Source organism: Streptomyces sp. NPDC020362 (genome assembly GCF_040642095.1).
Taxonomy (GTDB): Bacteria; Actinomycetota; Actinomycetes; order Streptomycetales; family Streptomycetaceae; genus Streptomyces.
This window is the reverse complement of record NZ_JBFAET010000020.1, coordinates 18,434-36,639: the sequence shown is the minus strand read 5'-3', so window position 1 is coordinate 36,639 and position 18,206 is coordinate 18,434. Positions and strand designations below refer to the sequence as shown.

Below are 18,206 nucleotides of genomic sequence, written 5' to 3'. Positions count from 1 at the left end.
CCGGCTCAGCTCCCGTTCCCGTAGGCCGCCGCCGCGTCCTTCTCCAGCTTCGCCTGGGTTCCCGCCACGTCCTTCGGGTTCGTCAGGAAGTCCTGCAGGTCCTTCCACTCGCCCTTGCCGGGGGTGCCGCCGAAGGCCTGCGGGGCCTGGTCGGACATGTCGAAGCGGAAGTCGTCGCCGGACGCGACCAGCGCCTTGGCGATCTTCTGCTGCACCTCGTTCGGATAGGCGGAGTCCGGCACGTTCTTGTTCGGCGAGAGGTAGCCGCCCAGCTTGGCCTGGATGGTCGCCGCGTCCGGGGAGGCCAGGAAGGTGGCCAGCGCCTGCGCCGCCTTGGAGTCCTTCAGGATCACCGCCGCGTCACCGCCGGAGACCACCGGTGCGGCCGAACCCACCGCCGGGAACGGGAACACCTTCGCGTCCGTGCCCACCTTCGCCTTGGTGTCACCGATGTTGACCTGCACGAAGTCGCCCTCGTAGACCATCGCCGCCTTCGGCTGCTCGCCGCCGGTGAAGGTCTGCGTGACGGAAGCCGGGAACTCGGTCTGCAGGGCGCCGTCCGCGCCGCCCGCCACATAGTCCTTCTTGCCCCAGATCTGGGCCAGCGTGGTCAGGGCCTGCTTCACCGACGGATCGGTCCACTTGATCTTGTGCTGGGCGAGCTGGTCGTACTTCTCGGGGCCCGCCTGGGACAGATAGACGTTCTCGAACCAGTCCGTCAGCGTCCAGCCGTCGGCGCCGCCGACCGAGAACGGGGTGACGCCGGAGTCGTACACCGCCTGCGCGGTCTTCAGCAGCTCCTGCCAGGTCTTCGGCTCCTTGGCGCCCGCGTTCTCGAACGCCTTGGCGTTGTACCAGATCAGCGACTTGTTGGCCGCCTTGTAGTAGACGCCGTACTGCTTGCCGTCGACCTTGCCGATGTCCTGCCAGCCCGGCGAGTAGTTCTTCTGCAGTTCCCTGAGCGCGTCCGGGCCGAGTGGCTTGGCCCACTTCTTGTCCACGGCCTGCTTGATCGCCCCGGGCTGCGGCAGCAGCGCGACGTCCGGCGGCTGACCGCCCGCGATCTTCGAGCCGAGGAAGTTGATGATCGGGTCCTGGGCGGGCACGAACGTCACCTTCGCGCCGGTGCGCTTCTCGAACTCCGACAGGACTTTCTTGAAGTTGTTCTGTTCGGTACCGGTCCAGACGGCGGCGACCTCCAGGCTCGCGCCGTTCAGCTTCGGCAGGGTGAGCGTGGACCCGGAGGTGGTGGCCCCGCTGCTCTTGCTGCCGCTGTCCTTCTTGTGGTCGCTGCTGGAGCAGGCGGTGAGCGCGAGGGCTCCCGCGAGCAGCGCGGCGAGTGTGGAGACGGCCCTGCTTGTCCGGATGGTGTTGCTGTTGCTCTGCATCACTTCCCCGTTCGTCGTTCTCCGTCGAACTCAGAACACTGTCCGTGCGCTCCGGTCTACGCCGGGCCCCACAAGGGCGGCAAGGGCGCCTGCGCCGTCCGGCGGCCCATCGTGACCGGCTCGTGATCAGGGAGGTATGCCTACGGATTCCGGCTGGTTCCGGTCAGAGCAGTGAGGGCACCTCCGCCGCGGCGACCTCGCGGGCCGCGCGCTCCACCGCGCTCGCCAGGAGTGCCAGGTCGGTGGGGCCGTTGCCCAGTTCACGGACGGGCCGGCGGGCCGGCGGGTCGCCCATGCGCTGCCACTCCAACGGGACGACCGTGGGCCGCTGGGTCGCGGTGCGCGGGATGCGGCCCGTCACCCGGCCGCCCTGGAAGGCGACCGCCCGCCCGTCCGGGTACGTCAGCCTGCCCCGTCCCGGTGCCGGCTCGTCCGGCCCGGCGGACGGCGCATCCAGTGCGATGCGCAGGGTGGCCCTCCTGGCCGGCTCCGTCTCCGCCGTACGGCCGCCGCTCCCGGTCGCCGCCACCAGGTGCACGCCCAGCCGCTCGCCCTCCCGGGCCACCGCCTCCAGCGCCCGCATCACCGATCCGGCGGCGGGCCGTCCCGGTGAGCCGAGCGCGGGGGAGACCAGCGCGTCCAGGTCGTCCACGACCACGACCAGCCGGGGCAGCGGCGGTGCGGCCTCGGCGTGCTGCCGTGCGGCGGAGCCGGGCCGCAGCCGCAGCGTGGTGCTGGGGGGTGCCTCTATGTCGCCGGTTCCGAGCGCGGCCGGCCGGCCGCCCACGGTGCGCTGGGCGACGATGCGGCCCGACACCTCCCGCCCGGTGTGCCACTGGGCGAAGTCCGTGCGCCCGATCAGCTCCGTGCGCCGCTTCAGCTCGGCGCTCAGCGACTGGGCGAACTCCCGCATGCGGACCGGGTCGTTGGCGATGAGATGGGTCGTCACATGGGGTATGTCCGTACAGACGTGCAGCCCTTCGCCGCGCCCCGTGCCCGTGCCGATGCCGTCCCGGCCGTCCATCAGCACCATGCCCAGCCGGTCGGGCCGCTCGGCCGCGGCCAGCGAGGCGACCACCGCGCGCAGCAGCTCCGTACGGCCGCTGCCGGACGGTCCCTCGATCAGCAGGTGCGGCCCGTCCGCCACCAGGTCCGCGGTGAGCGGACCACGCGGCCCGGCACCGAGCACCGCCCGGGCCCGCCCGCCCAGCGACTCGGTGTCGTCGGCCGCGTCCGCCCAGCGGGCCATCAGCGAGGCCGGGGTGGCCCGGGCGAGCCCCAGCTCGTCCAGCAGCCGCGCCGACTGGGGCAGCGGCGCGGCCACGCGCGCGTGCCGTTCGCCGACAGGGCCGTCCGGGCGCAGGGGCGCCAGCGCCCGCGCGAACCGCTCCGCCCAGGCGGGGGAGACGGCGTCGACGGCGGCGAGCGCACCGGGGCCGACGGGACCGCCGGGCGCGACGCGCATCAGTTGCAGGGTGCCGGCCACGTCACCGCTGAGCAGCGCGACGGCTCCGCAGTGCCGGAAGGTCGGCGTGGCCGCGCAGGCCGCCTCGTACGTCTGCGCCACCGGCGAGGCCGGGGTGGCGGCCGTGGTCTCGGCGAGGCACACCACATGGATCCCGGCCCGCGGCCCGGCCACGGCCAGCCGTGCCACGGCCTCCCGCAGGGCGGCGCCGCCCGGATCCCCGTCCACGACGACCACGGTGTACGGCCCCGGAAAGCCGCCCGGACCGTCCGGCCCGGCACCCTCCCGGGCCCAGGAGGGACGACGGGCAGGGGCGTGCTGGGGGGAACCGGCGAGCGCGTCGGCTCCGAAGGCCGGGGCGGCCGGGTGGGCGGCGGACGTCTCCGCTCCGGGACGGCCGCCTTCCGCGGCTGCGGCCTGCTCGGCCATGCCGGGCGCGAGGGCAGCCCCGGACGGGGGCGCGGTGCCGGCCGCCGGTGCGGCGGCATCCGGCACCGGGGCCGCGGGCAGGGCGGCCGGTGTGCCTGCCGGAGGTGTGTGCGCCGGGGCCGGCTCGGCCGTGCTGCGGCCCGATGCCGCGTACTCCTCCACCCGGCGCAGGAGTTCCTCCGTGCGGGCCGCCGCCTGCTCGCGGTCGTAGGCCAGCAGGAGACGGCAGTCCTGACCGTGGCCCGGTCGGACGTGCGGGAGCCATCCCAGCCAGGACCACTCGGCCGTGCGCTCCTCCTCCGGGCGGGAGTGGTCCGCGCTGATCAGCACGATCTCCAGCAGGTCGGGCGAGTGCAGCGTGGCCAGCTGGGCCAGCACCGCGCGGGCCAGCCCGGACAGCCGGGGGCGCGGACCGGCCAGGCCCAGCGCGCCCGCCTCGCGCAGGGCGGCGGTCACCGGCACGGCGGGCAGCACGCCCGAGCCGTCCGGTGTTCTGCGGTCCGCCGTGCCGAGCCGCACGGTCAGCGCTTCCGGGTGTCCCGGCCCGCGCTCCCACAGCCGGGGCCCGGGCCCCAGCGCGGTCAGCAGCAGGGCGGCGGGGTCCGGCCAGGTCTCGGGCTGATTCCGGACGGTGGCCACCGGTGCGCCCGCCGGGCCGGCGGCCTCACCGCCGTACTCCTGCTGTCCGGCGGCCGGCTGCTCCCCGCGTCCGCCGGTCAGCCGCCGGGCCCACGCGCCGAGCCCGCCCCGCCGCCGGGCACCCTGAGGCACGTCGATGCCCCGCAGCGGCGTGCCCTTGCGGCCGCCGCCGTCCGTGTCGTGCAGGCCGGAGTCCGGGCCGGAGGAAGCCCCGCCCGGCGTGGAGAGGGAGGCGGACCCGTCGGCGTGTGCCGCGTACGCGGATCCGTGCACGCCGTCCGGGCCGCCGACGCCGTGGCGCCCCGCGTGGGTGTCCCCCGCGTCCGCGACTTCGCCGCCGGCGGGCGCCCCGGCTGCCGGACGCCACGTCCCCGCGCCCGTGCCCCGGCTCTCGATGTGCGGCGCCCCGGCCTGGCCCGGCACCGTCGGCTGTTCCCCGCGGCGGTGCTCCTGAGCCCCCGGGCCTGCGCCCGAGGATCCCCAGCCGGCCGAGCCGTAGGCATGGTGGGTCGGTCCGGAGGGGCCCGGGGCGCGGGTGCCCGGGGCGGGCTCCACGCGCGTGTGCCCCGCGGCACCGGCGTCCGCATCCGGCTCAGGGCCCCCCGCGCAACCACCGGCTGCCCCGGCCGCCCCGCCGTCCGGGGCGACCCGCACGCACCCCTCCCCGTCCGGCACGGTCCGCACCCGGGCGCCGGGACCCCCGGACGGGGTGACCCGCAGGGCGGATTCGCCGATCCTCAGCAGCGCACCCGACGCGAACCGCACCGGGCGGTCGCCCACGCGCGTGCCGTCCAGGGCCGTGCCGTTCGTGGAGCCGAGGTCGGCCACCGAGACGCGGCCGTCGGCGGCGACCGTGACCGCGCAGTGCAGGCGGGAGACGTCCGGGTCGTCCAGCGGGACGTCGGCGTCGGCGGAGCGGCCGACCGTGATCCGGCCGCCGTGCAGCAGATGGACCCCGCCCGCGTCCGGACCCGCGACCACGTGCAGCTGGGTCGGGGCGTCGTCCAGCTCGGGATGCGGCTCGGGGGCCGCCGGGGCGCCCAGGGACAGCACGGCGCCGTCGACCAGGGGAGGCTCGCCGAGGATGCAGCGGCGGGCGTCCAGCCGCTCGGCACCCGCGTACAGCACGACCGCCGCGCCGCTCGACTCCCGGCCCGCGGCGCCCTCTCCGGTGACCGCCGCGGCCAGCGTGGACGCCACCGCGGCCAGATCCGTGCCCGTGGGCGCCGTCACCAGCACGTCGCGGCTGGAGACACGTCCCCGCTGCGCGGACGGGCCCTGCGGGTCTACGACGGTCAGCCGGATCTGCATCGCCGTCAGCGGTCCCTTCTGCCCGGGCGCGGACATCCCCCACCCCCGCACGAGCACGTCGGCCAGTACTGCACGCATCCTCGCACCTGTCACTGACAGCGCGCCCACGGCCCGGTGCCAAGTGATCTTGATTGGTCAGCTCTGCCCCCAAAAGTGCCTGACCAATGCCGCACGGATGATCAGTTGAGATCGGTCACGTGCGGAGCGCGGCAACCAGGAGACCGAGGTGAGCGTCTTTCCTTCGAACCTGGGCGGGAACGCGGACGTGAACCCGGGCCGACACGGCCCGGGAGCACCGGCGAACATCGTCGGCAACGCATACGTAGTGCCCAGTGGACCGGCACTAGAGTGGGCCGGAACACCGGAATCCAGGCAAGCAAGCAGCCATAAGCAGCAGGGAGCGCGTGACGTGCGGCCAGTCGGCAGCAAGTACCTGCTCGAGGAGCCGCTCGGACGCGGCGCCACGGGCACCGTCTGGCGTGCCCGCCAGCGCGAGACCGCAGGTGCCGAGGCGGCCGTCGCCGGCCAGCCCGGTGAGCTGGTCGCGATCAAGGTCCTGAAGGAGGAGCTGGCCGGCGACCCGGACATCGTGATGCGCTTCCTGCGCGAGCGGTCCGTTCTGCTCCGGCTCACCCACCCGAACGTCGTCCGGGTCCGCGACCTGGTCGTCGAGGGCGAGCTGCTGGCCCTGGTCATGGACCTCGTCGACGGCCCCGACCTGCACCGCTACCTGCGCGAGAACGGCCCCTTCACCCCGGTCGCCGCGGCGCTGCTGACCGCGCAGATCGCCGACGCGCTCGCCGCGAGCCACGCCGACGGCGTCGTCCACCGCGACCTCAAGCCCGCCAACGTGCTGCTGCGCCAGGACGACGGCCGGATGCACCCGATGCTGACCGACTTCGGCATCGCGCGCCTCGCCGACTCCCCGGGCCTGACCCGCACCCAGGAGTTCGTCGGCACGCCCGCGTACGTGGCGCCCGAGTCCGCCGAGGGCCGCCCGCAGACCTCCGCCGTCGACATCTACGGCGCCGGCATCCTGCTGTACGAGCTGGTCACCGGCCACCCGCCGTTCTCCGGCGGCAGCGCCCTCGAAGTCCTGCACCAGCACCTGAGCGCCGAGCCGCGCCGCCCCTCCACCGTCCCGGACCCGCTGTGGACGGTCATAGAGCGCTGCCTGCGCAAGAACCCGGACCAACGGCCCAGCGCCGAGAACCTCGCGCGCGGCCTGCGCGTGGTCGCCGAGGGCGTCGGCGTGCACGCCAACGCCGCCCAGATCGCCGCGGCCGAGGGGGTCGGCGCGCTGCTGGCCCCCGACCCGGACCCGACCGCCGTCCCCGGCGCCGCCGACCCCACCCAGGTGCTGCCGACGAACGCGCCGCAGGGGGCGTACGGCCAGCACGATCCGAATGCGGCGACCAGCGTCCTGCCGCACACCGGCGGCCCCGTCGGCGCCGCCGACCCCACCGCCGTGCTGCCGAACACCGGTGCCGCGGACCCGACGGCGGTCATGCCGCCGATGCCGCAGGGCCCGCCCGGCGGCCAGGGGCAGCAGCCCGATCAGCCGCACCCCTGGCAGACCCAGCTGCGTGCCGCCCGGGACCGCAACGAGCAGACGCAGATCCAGTACCTCGACCCCGACGAGGACCCGCTGCGCCGCCGCCCCCAGCGGCAGGTCGCCCGGCCCCAGCAGCAGCCGCGCCAGGCGCCGCAGGCGCGCCCGCAGCGTCCGCAGTCGCGCGGACGGCAGCAGCAGCCGGCCGGATACGGCCAGCCGCAGCAGCAGCCCCAGCAGTACGCCCCGCCGCAGCCCCAGCGGTACGCGCCGCCCGCCCCGGAGCCGCAGCGGCCCGCGCGCGAGCCCCGGGCGCCGCGGCAGCGCAGCGCCAACCGGATGAAGATCCCCGGGCTCGGCTGCCTGAAGGGCTGCCTGTTCGTGATCATCATCCTGATCGCCGCGAGCTGGGCGATCTGGGAGTGGACCCCGCTGCACACCTGGGTCGGAGAAGGCAGGAGCTACTGGCACGAGGTGAAGGACCTGGTGGGTTCGGTGAGCCACTGGGTCAAGAAGCTGGACAGCTCCTCCGGTGGCGGCAACTGACCGCTGGTTTGGGTATTTGTCGACACCTGGCGGGTGATTTCCGTCTCCGCCGTGAAGGTTGGCTCGTTCGACGCGTAGTTTTGTCGGCTGGGGGTTCTGGTCTGTCGGCTGGGAGTCCGGGGGCCCGCGGCGGTTAGCCGCCGAGTGTCCGGGTCCCTGGAATGACGCAGCAGCGACAACACGCGTCTGTAGGAGCAGTCTTGGCACGGAAGATCGGCAGCCGGTACACCGCGCACCAGATCCTGGGGCGGGGCAGCGCCGGCACGGTGTGGCTGGGCGAGGGGCCGGAGGGTCCCGTCGCCATCAAGCTGCTGCGCGAGGATCTCGCGTCCGACCAGGAGCTCGTGGGGCGGTTCGTGCAGGAGCGCACCGCACTGCTCGGTCTGGAGGACCCGCACGTCGTCTCGGTGCGCGACCTGGTGGTCGACGGCAACGACCTGGCCCTGGTCATGGACCTGGTGCGCGGCACCGACCTGCGCACCCGGCTGGAGCGTGAGCGCAGGCTCGCGCCCGAGGCGGCCGTGGCGATCGTCGCCGACGTCGCCGACGGGCTGGCGGCGGCCCACGCCGCCGGGGTCGTCCACCGCGACGTCAAACCCGAGAACGTCCTGCTGGACATGCAGGGACCGCTCGGCCCGGGAGGCGCCCATCCCGCGCTGCTCACCGACTTCGGCGTCGCCAAGCTGATCGACTCGCCGAAGCGGACGCGGGCCACGAAGATCATCGGCACGCCCGACTATCTGGCCCCGGAGATCGTCGAGGGACTGCCCCCGCGGGCCGCCGTGGACATCTACGCCCTGGCGACGGTCCTGTACGAGCTGCTCGCCGGCTTCACGCCGTTCGGCGGCGGCCATCCCGGCGCGGTGCTGCGCCGGCACGTCACGGAGACCGTCGTGCCGCTGCCCGGCATCCCCGACGAGCTGTGGCAGCTGATCGTGCAGTGCCTGGCGAAGGCGCCGGCCTCGCGGTTGCGGGCGTCGGAGCTGGGGGCGCGGCTGCGGGAGCAGCTGCCGATGCTGGCGGGGATGCCGCCGCTGGACGTGGACGAGCCGGAGGCGGAGACCCCCGAGGAGGGGGAGGGGCCGCAGGCGGCGTCGGCGCCGGACGCGTCCGGGGAGCCGGTGCGGCGGCGTGGTGCGGTGTCCCTGGTGCCGGGGGCGAAGCCGGACTCCAACCGGGACACGCATACGTCGATGAGGGTGCCCGGGGCCGATGAGCTGGCGGGCGGGGCACGGGGGACGGCCCGGGTGCCGCGGGCGTCGGGGGCGCCGAGGCCCGGGTCGGCGCGGCATCGCGCTGTTGCCCGGCGCCGCAGGATCACTCTGGGGGTTGCCGGGGTGGTGCTGGCCGCGGCGATCGGGATCGGGGCGTGGGCGGCGACCTCGGGGGACGACGAGTCTCCCCAGGACACCCACAGCACGTCGGGCCCCTGACCTCCCGGGGCTCCACCCCCTGCCCTCCCATCTCGCCCACCCACCCGACTCGCTCGGTCAAGGGACACCTGGTCGGCGCTTGGCCGCCTGCGAGGCTCACGGCCTCCTGCCCGCTCGGCTCGGTCGGCCAGGAGGTGCCCGGCCGGCGCTTCGCCCGCCTGCGATGCGCCCCCCAATCGCCTGCCTGCCCGCCCGGCTCGGTCGGCCGGGAGACGCCCGGTCGGGGCCTTGGCCGCAGGCAAGGCCCACGGCCACCCGCCGCTGCCCGGCAACCGGACTGGAGCGCCCCTGGCCGACCACTGCGCTCAGCCCTGAGCACCCCGCCTCCTGAAGGGGCCCTCGCCGGCCGCCCCCGCAGGCCCCCCACCTTCGCGGCCACCCCCGCAGGCCCCCACCTCCGCGGCCGCTCCCCGGTCGGCCCTCGGCGGTCGGTGGAGCCGTTACGCTGGAGGCGTGGCAGTCGTCGATGTATCCGAAGAGCTGAAGTCCCTCTCCTCGACCATGGAGTCGATCGAGGCCGTTCTGGACCTTGACAAGTTGAGGGCAGACGTCGCCGTGCTCGAGGAGCAGGCGGCCGTGCCGTCCCTGTGGGACAACCCGGACGAGGCGCAGAAGATCACCAGCAAGCTCTCCCACCTCCAGGCCGAGGTCAGGAAGGCGGAGGCGCTGCGCGGCCGGATCGACGATCTCGGTGTGCTCTTCGAGATGGCCGAGGAGGAGGACGACCCGGACACCCGCGCCGAGGCCGAGTCCGAGCTGGCCGCCGTGCGCAAGGCGCTGGACGAGATGGAGGTCCGGACGCTGCTGAGCGGTGAGTACGACGCCCGTGAGGCGCTCGTCAACATCCGCGCCGAGGCCGGTGGTGTCGACGCCGCCGACTTCGCGGAGAAGCTGCAGCGCATGTACCTGCGCTGGGCCGAGCAGCGCGGCTACAAGACCGAGGTGTACGAGACGTCGTACGCGGAGGAGGCGGGCATCAAGTCCACCACCTTCGCCGTCCAGGCGCCCTACGCCTACGGCACCCTCTCCGTCGAGCAGGGCACCCACCGCCTCGTGCGCATCTCGCCCTACGACAACCAGGGCCGCCGTCAGACGTCCTTCGCCGGTGTCGAGGTGCTTCCCGTGGTCGAGCAGACCGACCACATCGAGATCGACGAGTCCGAGCTGCGGGTGGACGTGTACCGCTCCTCCGGCCCCGGCGGTCAGGGCGTGAACACCACCGACTCCGCGGTGCGGCTGACCCACCTCCCCACCGGCATCGTCGTCTCCTGCCAGAACGAGCGGTCGCAGATCCAGAACAAGGCCACTGCGATGAACGTCCTCCAGGCCAAGCTGCTGGAGCGGCGCCGCCAGGAGGAGCAGGCCAAGATGGACGCCCTCAAGGGCGACGGCGGCAACTCCTGGGGCAACCAGATGCGTTCCTACGTGCTGCACCCGTACCAGATGGTCAAGGACCTGCGTACCGAGCACGAGGTCGGCAACCCCGAGGCCGTGTTCAACGGCGAGATCGACGGATTCCTGGAGGCCGGCATTCGCTGGCGCAAGCAGCAGGAGAAGTAACTTTGTCGACATGACAACTGCCGCCCGAGTGGCGGCAGTTGTCATTTGTCTGGGTTTTACATCACACTCACAGGCTCCAAGTCCCGGCAAACGCCGCCCCATCGGACATTGCGCGCGCAACGGCCTTGACGTTGCTTTGAAAAATCGGAAGGCTGAAGCGTGGCATGCGTATCTCTGGGGCGCATGTGAACCGGGGGAATGGGATGACTCGGACGTCGATTCCGGTTTCGTCGGCTGCCTCCGTCGATCACGGCAAGCCCCGCACGCCGCCTCATTGACGAACAGCTACTGGGGGTAGCAACCATATGACGAAGAAGACGCGGATCCGGGTCGCGCGGATAGCCGCCGGCGCCGTGATCGCGGCGGGAGCCTCGCTGACCGCCGCTGGTGCGGCTTCCGCGCTGGACCTCGGTGTCCAGGCGGGTCCGATCAAGCTCGGTGTGAGCACGGACGGAAACGACGACGGCGGTACCGGCGGCGGCTGTGACCCCATCGGCATCTGCGACACCACAGGCGGCACCTCGACCGGCGGTGACACCACCGGCGGCGACACGACCGGCGGTGACACCACGGGTGGTGACACGACCACGGGTGGCGACACCACGGGTGGTGACACGACCACGGGCGGCGACACCACGGGTGGCGACACGACGACCGGCGGTGACACGACCGGTGGTGACACGACCACGGGCGGCGACACCACGACCGGCGGCGACACCACGGGCGGTGGCACCACGACCGGCGGTGACACCACGGGCGGTGGCACCACGACCGGTGGCACCACGACCGGCGGCGGCTCCACCACCGGCTCCACCACTGGCGGCGACAACGGTGGCGGCAACGGTGGCAACGGCGGCTCCGGCAACGGCGGCGGCTCCAGCACCGGTGGTGACAACGGCGGCGGCTCCGGCAACGGCGGCGGTCACGGCGGTGGCAACTCGGGCGGCGGCAACGGCGGCGGCTCCAGCACCGGCGGCGGCAACGGCCACACCACCCCCGACGGCGGCAACAACAATGCCTCCCAGGACGAGGGCTCCTCGGCCCTCACCGACACGGGCTCGGACACCTCGGCCCAGGGGCACGACAAGCAGCTCGCCGAGACCGGTGCCGGACAGACCATGTTCCTGCTGATCGGCGCCGCGACGATGATCGCCGGCGGTGTCGGCTTCCGGATTCTGCCCCGTCTGGTGAACGGCCGGGGCGGCGCGGCCGCCTGAGCGTAGCCGTACGGCCACGCTGCGTACGCGCAGTCTGACGCCGAAGGGCCCGGAGCGTCGCGCTCCGGGCCCTTCCGGCGTTCTTGCCGGGCTCTTCCGGTCTTCTTACGCGGTCTGGTGCGCCAGCAGCGCCACCGCGGCGATCAGCATCGCCAGCAGGGCGATCAGCGCCATCGGGTTCAGGCCTGCGAAGAAGCTCTCGTGCTGCAGTCGCTCGCGGTTGGCACGGCACACCGGGCACCGGCCCTCGTTCACGGGCGCCGCGCAGTTCGCGCACACCAACCGGTCGTACGTCATGCGGTCGCCCTCCTTGCTCCGGCCATCACCCATACAACGCTTCCGGGAACGAGAACGTTCCCCCTCCACTCTGCCAGGTTCCCGCTGAGCCTGCGCGGGCGCTTGCAAAGAGGTGGTCTCCGGTGCGATGCAGCCGTACAAAAAGGCACAAGTGTCACCCAACCGCAACCGGGCCCTGCGCTTGTGCACCCGGTTCGCGTATGGTCACGCTCATCTACCCCCGGCTACCCGTGGTGCATCCGTGATCCGATTCGACAACGTCTCCAAGGTCTACCCCAAGCAGACCCGCCCCGCACTCAGGGATGTTTCCCTGGAGGTGGAGAAGGGCGAGTTCGTCTTCCTCGTGGGGTCCTCCGGCTCCGGAAAGTCCACCTTCCTGCGGCTCATCCTCCGCGAGGAGCGGTGCAGCCACGGCCAGGTGCACGTCCTGGGCAAGGACCTCGCGCGCCTCTCCAACTGGAAGGTGCCGCAGATGCGCCGCCAGCTGGGGACCGTGTTCCAGGACTTCCGCCTCCTGCCCAACAAGACGGTCGCGGAGAACGTGGCCTTCGCGCAGGAGGTCATCGGCAAGTCCCGCGGCGAGATCCGCAAGTCCGTGCCGCAGGTGCTCGACCTCGTCGGGCTCGGTGGCAAGGAGGACCGGATGCCGGGCGAGCTGTCCGGTGGTGAGCAGCAGCGCGTGGCCATCGCGCGGGCCTTCGTCAACCGGCCCAAGCTGCTCATCGCCGACGAGCCCACCGGCAACCTCGACCCGCAGACCTCCGTCGGCATCATGAAGCTGCTCGACCGGATCAACCGGACGGGCACCACCGTCATCATGGCGACGCACGACCAGAACATCGTGGACCAGATGCGCAAGCGCGTCATCGAGCTGGAAAAGGGCCGCCTCGTCCGCGACCAGGCCCGCGGCGTCTACGGCTACCAGCACTGACCCGCACCCCGAGTCACGTCCACGGAAAGGCTTAACCCGAGGCATGCGCGCCCAGTTCGTCCTGTCGGAGATCGGTGTCGGTCTCCGCCGCAATCTGACGATGACCTTCGCCGTCATCGTCTCCGTCGCCCTGTCCCTGTCCCTCTTCGGTGGCTCGCTGCTGATGAGCGACCAGGTGAGCACCATGAAGGGCTACTGGTACGACAAGGTCAACGTCTCGATCTTCCTGTGCAACAAGAGCGATGCACAGTCGGACGTGAACTGCGCCAAGGGCGCGGTCACCGAGGACCAGAAGAAGCAGATCCTCACCGACCTGCACAAGATGCCGATCGTCGCGACGGTCACGTACGAGTCGCAGGACCAGGCGTACAAGCACTACAAGGAGCAGTTCGGGAACTCCCCGCTGTCCAGCTCGCTCACGCCGGACCAGATGCAGGAGTCGTACCGGATCAAGCTCAAGGACCCGAAGAAGTACCAGGTGATCGCGTCCGCGTTCAACGGGCGTGACGGTGTGCAGTCCGTGCAGGACCAGAAGGGCATCCTGGACAACCTCTTCCAGCTGCTCGGTCTGATGAACCGCGCGGCGCTCCTCGTGATGGCGATGATGCTGATCGTCGCACTGCTGCTGATCGTCAACACCGTGCGGGTCTCCGCGTTCAGCCGCAGGCGCGAGACCGGGATCATGCGCCTGGTCGGCGCGTCGGGCTTCTACATCCAGGCGCCGTTCATCATGGAGGCGGCGGTCGCGGGCCTGATCGGCGGCGGCCTCGCCTGCGTGTTCCTGGTGATCGGCCGGTACTTCACCATCGACCACGGCATGGCCCTGGCCACCAAGCTCCAGCTCATCAACTTCGTCGGCTGGGACGCGGTGTTGACCAAGCTCCCGCTGATCCTCGCCACCAGTGTGCTGATGCCCGCCCTTGCCGCGTTCTTCGCGTTGCGCAAGTACTTGAAGGTGTGACGCACGCCAAGAGGGCCGTACGGGCATCCGCCCGTGCGGCCCTCCGCCGTGTCCTAGACTCACGGCCATGTCAGGCCGAGACCTGTTCTGCCAGCCCCGCCGCACCCGCCGCGGGGCCGCCCTGACATTGGTCTTCGCCGGCGTTCTGGTCGCCGGCGCCGCCACCGGCTCCTTCCCGGACACCGGCCCGGCGGACTCCGCGGGCCGCAGGACGCCCGCCGGCGCCCAGCGCCACGCTCCCCGGCACGAGGACGTGCAGAAGGCCGCCGCCGAGGCCATGGCCGACGGAAAGTCGCCGATGGAGGCCGCCGAGCGGGCCGTCAGCCGCAGCGGGGACCGCTGGGGCGCCGTCTACTCCGAGGGCGAGTACCAGGAGTTCCAGGAGGCCCTGGACGGTCAGTACACCGGCGTCGGCCTGTGGGCACGGCGCGAGCGGGACGGCCGTATCCAGGTGACGAAGGTGCAGCCCGGCTCGCCCGCGGCCGACGCCGGCATCCGCAAGGGCGACCGGCTGCGCAGCGTCGACGGGGACAAGGTCGACGGGCGGCCGGTCACCGAGGTGGTCTCCTTACTGCGCGGCGACGCCGAGGACGCGCCCGCCGGTACGACGGTCACGCTGGGCCTGCAGCGCGGCACGCGCGCGTGGACCGAGACCCTGCACCGGGTGCGCCTGTCCACCGACTCCGTGACCGTCCGCACGCTGCCCCGCGGGGTCACCGTCATCAGCATCGCCGCCTTCACCAAGGGCTCCGGCAACGCCGTGCGAGCCGCGGTGCGCGAGGCCCCGGCCGGCACCGGCGTCGTGCTCGACCTGCGCGGCAACTCGGGCGGTCTGGTCACCGAGGCCGTGGCCACCGCCTCCGCCCTCCTCGACGGCGGCCTGGTCGCCACCTACGACGTCGACGGCGCCCAGCGCTCCCTGCACGCCGCCGGCGGCGGCGACACCAGCCGGCCCCTGGTCGTCCTGGTCGACGGCGGCACCATGAGCGCGGCCGAGATGCTCACCGGCGCCCTCCAGGACCGCGGCCGCGCGGTCGTGATCGGCTCCCGCACCTTCGGGAAGGGCTCCATCCAGATGCCGACCGAGCTGCCCGACGGCTCGGTGGCCGAGCTGACCGTGGGCCACTACCGCACCCCTTCGGGCCGCGCCGTGGACGGCCGGGGCCTCACCCCGGACCTGGAGACGGGCCCGCGAGAGGCCCTCCCGCGGGCGGAGACGGTCCTCACCGGCCTCGGCGACCCCTCCCAGCACCCTTAATACGCTTCCCACCCACCCCCTCCGTGGTGCGAAAATGGTCGGCACTATGAGCAAGGGAATGTACGTACCGAAGGAGTCCCAGCCCAAGCAGGGCAGCGGGGCCGCCAAGGCCAGGGACGGCGAGAAGGGCGGCAAGCGCAAGATCGTCGCCCAGAACAAGAAGGCCCGGCACGACTACGCGATCGTCGACACCTACGAGGCCGGACTCGTGCTCACCGGCACCGAGGTCAAGTCGCTGCGCGAGGGACGGACCTCGCTGACCGACGGCTTCGTCCAGATCGACCGAGGTGAGGCGTGGCTGCACAACGCCCACATCCCCGAGTACCACCAGGGCAGCTGGACCAACCACTCCGCGCGCCGCAAGCGCAAGCTGCTGCTGCACCGCGAGGAGATCGACAAGCTGGAGTCCAAGGCCCAGGAGACGGGTCACACCATCGTGCCCCTCGCCCTGTACTTCAAGGACGGCCGCGCGAAGGCCGAGATCGCGCTCGCACGAGGCAAGAAGGAGTACGACAAGCGGCAGACCCTGCGGGAGAAGCAGGACCGGCGTGAGTCGGACCGTGCGATCGCGGCGGCGAAGCGGAAGCAGCGGGGCGTCTAGCCGAGCCGCCGGGAATAAGCTGGCACGCGGGTGCGTTGGTCACGTAAGATGGCACCGCACTCCACAGAGGGTGCGCGCCCCCTCTCCGGAGGGGATTGAAAAATCAACATGGGGATGATCGGTTTCGACAGCGGCTGTCGAAGCAGGGGAAGCGTGTCGAGGAAGCGGCAATGATCTCGTAAACCATATGTCGCAAAAAATAATCGCCAACACCAAGCGCGATTCCTTCGCCCTCGCTGCCTAAGTAGCGACTTGCGAAGTGTCAGCCCGGGGCTGTTCCCGACCCGGATCCTGGCATCAGCTAGGGGACTAAACCTTGATCCCGGTCACGGGGTGAAGAGGGAAATCAAACAGTGACTGAGCCCGTCGGCGACTTGTTCGCGTGATCGCCGGGGCTGAGAAAATCACAGCGGACTGCACACGGAGAAGCCCTGATTCCGCACCGTTGGACGCGGGTTCGATTCCCGCCATCTCCACCATCTGGAGGCACTGCCCCCAGACCCCATGTGGGCACAGGCCCCGTCGCGATGAGCGGCGGGGCCTTTGTCATGGCCGGATGTCACGGGCGGACGGAACGGAGCACCTCCACGATGGACAGCGACAAGGGCCCCCGGCACCTCCTCATACGGGCGCACGACGAGCCGTCCCCGCTGTTCGGGGCGGACACCCCCGGGCTCCCCGGGCCCGACGACTTCACGACGAGCGTCGCGATCGGCTCCCTCGGCCTCCCCGACCAGCTGGCCCACCGGCTCCGGTCCTGGTCCGAGGCCCGCCCGCCCGGCGGATTCACCGCGCGTCCGGCGCTGCGCAAGCACGTCGGGCAGGGCGTGGAGATCGGCCGGGAGGTGGCCGCGCACCTCGGCCCCCGCTGGGCGGTCCGCTACTGGGACGAGCGTCACCGGAGCGCGAAGTTCGTGTGCTGGGGCTGCGACCGCCTGCACTGGACCCTGGAGGCCCACGGTCACTCGCTGCCGCCGCACCCGGTGCACATCACCGTCCGGGGCGAGTACAAGTGGTACCCGCTGCGGGCCGACGGCATCGGAGACTTCGCCCCGGACGACCCCGCACTCGCCCTCGGCCTGTCCGACGCCCTGGTGGCCGCCTTCCACGCCTGGGCGGCGGCCGTCGACGAGGCCCTGGACACCTGGATCAGGGACCGGGACGACCTCCGCCACGACGCCGAGCGCGCCCGCCTGGAGGCCGAGGGAGCACAGCTGGCCGCCCGCCTGGCCGACGAACTCGGCCCCGACCGGACCGTCACTTACCTGGGCTGCTAGCGGACCCGGCCGCGACCGGACCGTCACCTGGCTGGGCTGCCGGCGAAGCGCCGACTGCGCGAACGTACGGCCTGCGCCGCCGAGTTGATGAGCAGGGCCACGGCCGCCGCGGCGGCCGGGACCGCGAAGGCGGTGGCGGGGGAGACGCGCTCGGCCGCCCAGCCGCCCGCCGCCGAGCCGCACGCGACGCCGGTCAGCAGGGCGGTGACGACCAGGCTCATGCCCTCGTTGAGCCGGTCGGCCGGGGTGCGCTCCTGCACCAGGGTCATCGCGGTCACCATCGTCGGCGCGGTCGCCATGCCCGCCACCAGCAGGGCACCCGCCAGGGCCACGAGCGAACCGGCGGCGGTGGCCGCGAGCCAGGGCAGGGCCATCAGCACGGCCATCGCCGGCAGGCACTGGGCAAGGCGCAGGCCCGCCGGTCTCAGCGCCCCGTACAGCAGGCCCGCAGCGCACGAACCGGCCGCCTGCAGCGCGAGGACGGCACCGGCCGCCGCGCGATGCCCTTGCGCGTCGGCGTAGGCGATGGTGACGACCTCCATCGAGCCGAACACCGCGCCGGTCGCCACGAAGCAGGCCAGCAGCGGCGGGATCCCCGGGCTGCGCAGGGGCGACGGCGCCTTCGACCGGGGCTGCGGGGGCGGCTCGGTCGCCCGCTGCGCGGTGAACAGCAGCATTCCGGCCAGCAGCAGCGCGGCCCCGGCGAGCGTGCCCGCCTCCGGGAAGAAGGTGCCGGTCAGGAAGGAGGCCAGCACCGGGCCGAGCATGAAGCACAGCTCGTCGGCGGCCTGCTCGAAGGAGTTCGCGGTGTGCAGTGCGCCGGGGTCCTCGCGCAGCAGGTGGGCCCAGCGGGCGCGGGACAGGCCGCCGATGTTCGGGGTGGCAGCGGTGGCGGCGTACGCGGCGAACAGGGTCCAGTCCGGGGCGCCGTAGCGGACGCACAGCAGCAGCGCGAGGCTGCCCAGCGCCGCGGTGAGGGTGGCCGGTACGGCGACGCGGGCCTGCCCGTGCCGGTCGACGAGCCGCGCGATCCAGGGCCCGGCCACCCCGGTCGCCGCGAGCCCGGTGGCGGTGACGGCACCGGCGAGGGCGTAGGAGCCGCGGGAGGCGGCGATCATCACGACCGCGCTCACACCGAACATGCCCATGGGCAGGCGGGCGATCAGATTGCCGGTGGTGAAGGCCCGGGTGCCGGGGAGGGAGAAGAGGAGGCGGTATCCGGTGCGTTGCTCCTGCCGGTCGGTCATGCGGCTGTGTTCGGTGGTCTGTTGCGGCATGGCTCCACGGTCGCCCGGAACGGATCATGCGGTCCAACACCTTCTGGGCGCCGATTCACGCACC

13 protein-coding genes and 1 other RNA gene are annotated in these 18,206 nt (G+C 72.6%); 10 read left to right on the top strand and 4 right to left on the bottom strand.

Going from position 1 to position 18,206, the window contains the following annotated elements; translation table 11 throughout:
- Positions 1 to 5: 5 nt before the first annotated feature.
- Both AB0H32_RS11360 and AB0H32_RS11355 read right to left on the bottom strand, forming a co-directional pair.
- The gene (locus AB0H32_RS11360) at positions 6 to 1,388 is read right to left on the bottom strand and encodes an ABC transporter substrate-binding protein (RefSeq protein WP_361117829.1); all 1,383 of its coding nucleotides are present in this window, start codon (positions 1,386 to 1,388) and stop codon (positions 6 to 8) included.
- Between the two features lie 163 nt (positions 1,389 to 1,551).
- The gene (locus tag AB0H32_RS11355; RefSeq protein WP_361117924.1) at positions 1,552 to 5,232 is read right to left on the bottom strand and encodes an FHA domain-containing protein; all 3,681 of its coding nucleotides are present in this window, start codon (positions 5,230 to 5,232) and stop codon (positions 1,552 to 1,554) included.
- 409 nt (positions 5,233 to 5,641) lie between these two features.
- Between AB0H32_RS11355 and AB0H32_RS11350 the strand changes: the two genes are divergently transcribed.
- From AB0H32_RS11350 to AB0H32_RS11335, 4 genes are all read left to right on the top strand, one after another.
- On the top strand, positions 5,642 to 7,330 hold the full coding sequence (locus tag AB0H32_RS11350; RefSeq protein ID WP_361117826.1) for a serine/threonine-protein kinase: 1,689 nt from the start codon (positions 5,642 to 5,644) through the stop codon (positions 7,328 to 7,330).
- 200 nt (positions 7,331 to 7,530) lie between these two features.
- On the top strand, positions 7,531 to 8,763 hold the full coding sequence (locus AB0H32_RS11345; protein WP_361117822.1) for a serine/threonine-protein kinase: 1,233 nt from the start codon (positions 7,531 to 7,533) through the stop codon (positions 8,761 to 8,763).
- Positions 8,764 to 9,216: 453 nt separating this feature from the next.
- Complete coding sequence (prfB, locus tag AB0H32_RS11340) at positions 9,217 to 10,323, top strand: peptide chain release factor 2 (protein ID WP_361117819.1); 1,107 nt, start codon at positions 9,217 to 9,219, stop codon at positions 10,321 to 10,323.
- A 305-nt stretch (positions 10,324 to 10,628) separates the two neighbouring features.
- Positions 10,629 to 11,540, top strand: coding sequence for a hypothetical protein (locus tag AB0H32_RS11335; RefSeq protein WP_361117816.1), 912 nt, complete (start codon positions 10,629 to 10,631; stop codon positions 11,538 to 11,540).
- A gap of 105 nt (positions 11,541 to 11,645) precedes the next feature.
- Here AB0H32_RS11335 and AB0H32_RS11330 read toward each other — a convergent pair whose 3' ends face one another.
- Entirely contained in the window at positions 11,646 to 11,837 is a 192-nt protein-coding gene (locus AB0H32_RS11330; protein ID WP_361117813.1) for a hypothetical protein, read from the bottom strand.
- 241 nt (positions 11,838 to 12,078) lie between these two features.
- Between AB0H32_RS11330 and ftsE the strand changes: the two genes are divergently transcribed.
- The 6 genes from ftsE (at position 12,079) to AB0H32_RS11300 (ending at position 16,865) form a co-directional block, all read left to right on the top strand.
- Positions 12,079 to 12,768 carry a cell division ATP-binding protein FtsE gene (ftsE, locus tag AB0H32_RS11325; protein WP_055707746.1) on the top strand — a complete coding sequence of 230 codons (690 nt, stop codon included), beginning with the start codon at positions 12,079 to 12,081 and terminating at the stop codon, positions 12,766 to 12,768.
- Positions 12,769 to 12,811: 43 nt separating this feature from the next.
- The gene (gene ftsX, locus AB0H32_RS11320; RefSeq protein WP_361117809.1) at positions 12,812 to 13,729 is read left to right on the top strand and encodes a permease-like cell division protein FtsX; all 918 of its coding nucleotides are present in this window, start codon (positions 12,812 to 12,814) and stop codon (positions 13,727 to 13,729) included.
- Between the two features lie 67 nt (positions 13,730 to 13,796).
- On the top strand, positions 13,797 to 14,987 hold the full coding sequence (locus AB0H32_RS11315) for a S41 family peptidase (RefSeq protein ID WP_361117807.1): 1,191 nt from the start codon (positions 13,797 to 13,799) through the stop codon (positions 14,985 to 14,987).
- Positions 14,988 to 15,045: 58 nt separating this feature from the next.
- Positions 15,046 to 15,588: an SsrA-binding protein SmpB gene (smpB, locus tag AB0H32_RS11310; protein WP_361117921.1), complete on the top strand. Its 543-nt coding sequence runs from the start codon at positions 15,046 to 15,048 to the stop codon at positions 15,586 to 15,588.
- A 110-nt stretch (positions 15,589 to 15,698) separates the two neighbouring features.
- Positions 15,699 to 16,067: a transfer-messenger RNA gene (gene ssrA, locus AB0H32_RS11305) on the top strand.
- A gap of 111 nt (positions 16,068 to 16,178) precedes the next feature.
- Positions 16,179 to 16,865, top strand: coding sequence for a hypothetical protein (locus AB0H32_RS11300; protein WP_361117804.1), 687 nt, complete (start codon positions 16,179 to 16,181; stop codon positions 16,863 to 16,865).
- A 23-nt stretch (positions 16,866 to 16,888) separates the two neighbouring features.
- Here the strand turns inward: AB0H32_RS11300 and AB0H32_RS11295 are convergent, their stop codons facing one another.
- Positions 16,889 to 18,142, bottom strand: coding sequence for an MFS transporter (locus AB0H32_RS11295; protein ID WP_361117801.1), 1,254 nt, complete (start codon positions 18,140 to 18,142; stop codon positions 16,889 to 16,891).
- Between the last annotated feature and the right edge of the window lie 64 nt (positions 18,143 to 18,206).

What these genes read in the sequence shown, in the direction of transcription:
- AB0H32_RS11300 (WP_361117804.1), top strand. Translation starts at nt 16,179, where the DNA reads ATGGACAGCGACAAGGGCCCCCGGCACCTCCTCATACGGGCGCACGAC.
- AB0H32_RS11360 (WP_361117829.1), bottom strand. Translation starts at nt 1,388, where the DNA reads ATGCAGAGCAACAGCAACACCATCCGGACAAGCAGGGCCGTCTCCACA.
- AB0H32_RS11335 (WP_361117816.1), top strand. Translation starts at nt 10,629, where the DNA reads ATGACGAAGAAGACGCGGATCCGGGTCGCGCGGATAGCCGCCGGCGCC.
- AB0H32_RS11315 (WP_361117807.1), top strand. Translation starts at nt 13,797, where the DNA reads ATGTCAGGCCGAGACCTGTTCTGCCAGCCCCGCCGCACCCGCCGCGGG.
- ftsX (WP_361117809.1), top strand. Translation starts at nt 12,812, where the DNA reads ATGCGCGCCCAGTTCGTCCTGTCGGAGATCGGTGTCGGTCTCCGCCGC.
- AB0H32_RS11355 (WP_361117924.1), bottom strand. Translation starts at nt 5,232, where the DNA reads ATGCAGATCCGGCTGACCGTCGTAGACCCGCAGGGCCCGTCCGCGCAG.
- AB0H32_RS11330 (WP_361117813.1), bottom strand. Translation starts at nt 11,837, where the DNA reads ATGACGTACGACCGGTTGGTGTGCGCGAACTGCGCGGCGCCCGTGAAC.
- AB0H32_RS11295 (WP_361117801.1), bottom strand. Translation starts at nt 18,142, where the DNA reads ATGCCGCAACAGACCACCGAACACAGCCGCATGACCGACCGGCAGGAG.
- smpB (WP_361117921.1), top strand. Translation starts at nt 15,046, where the DNA reads ATGTACGTACCGAAGGAGTCCCAGCCCAAGCAGGGCAGCGGGGCCGCC.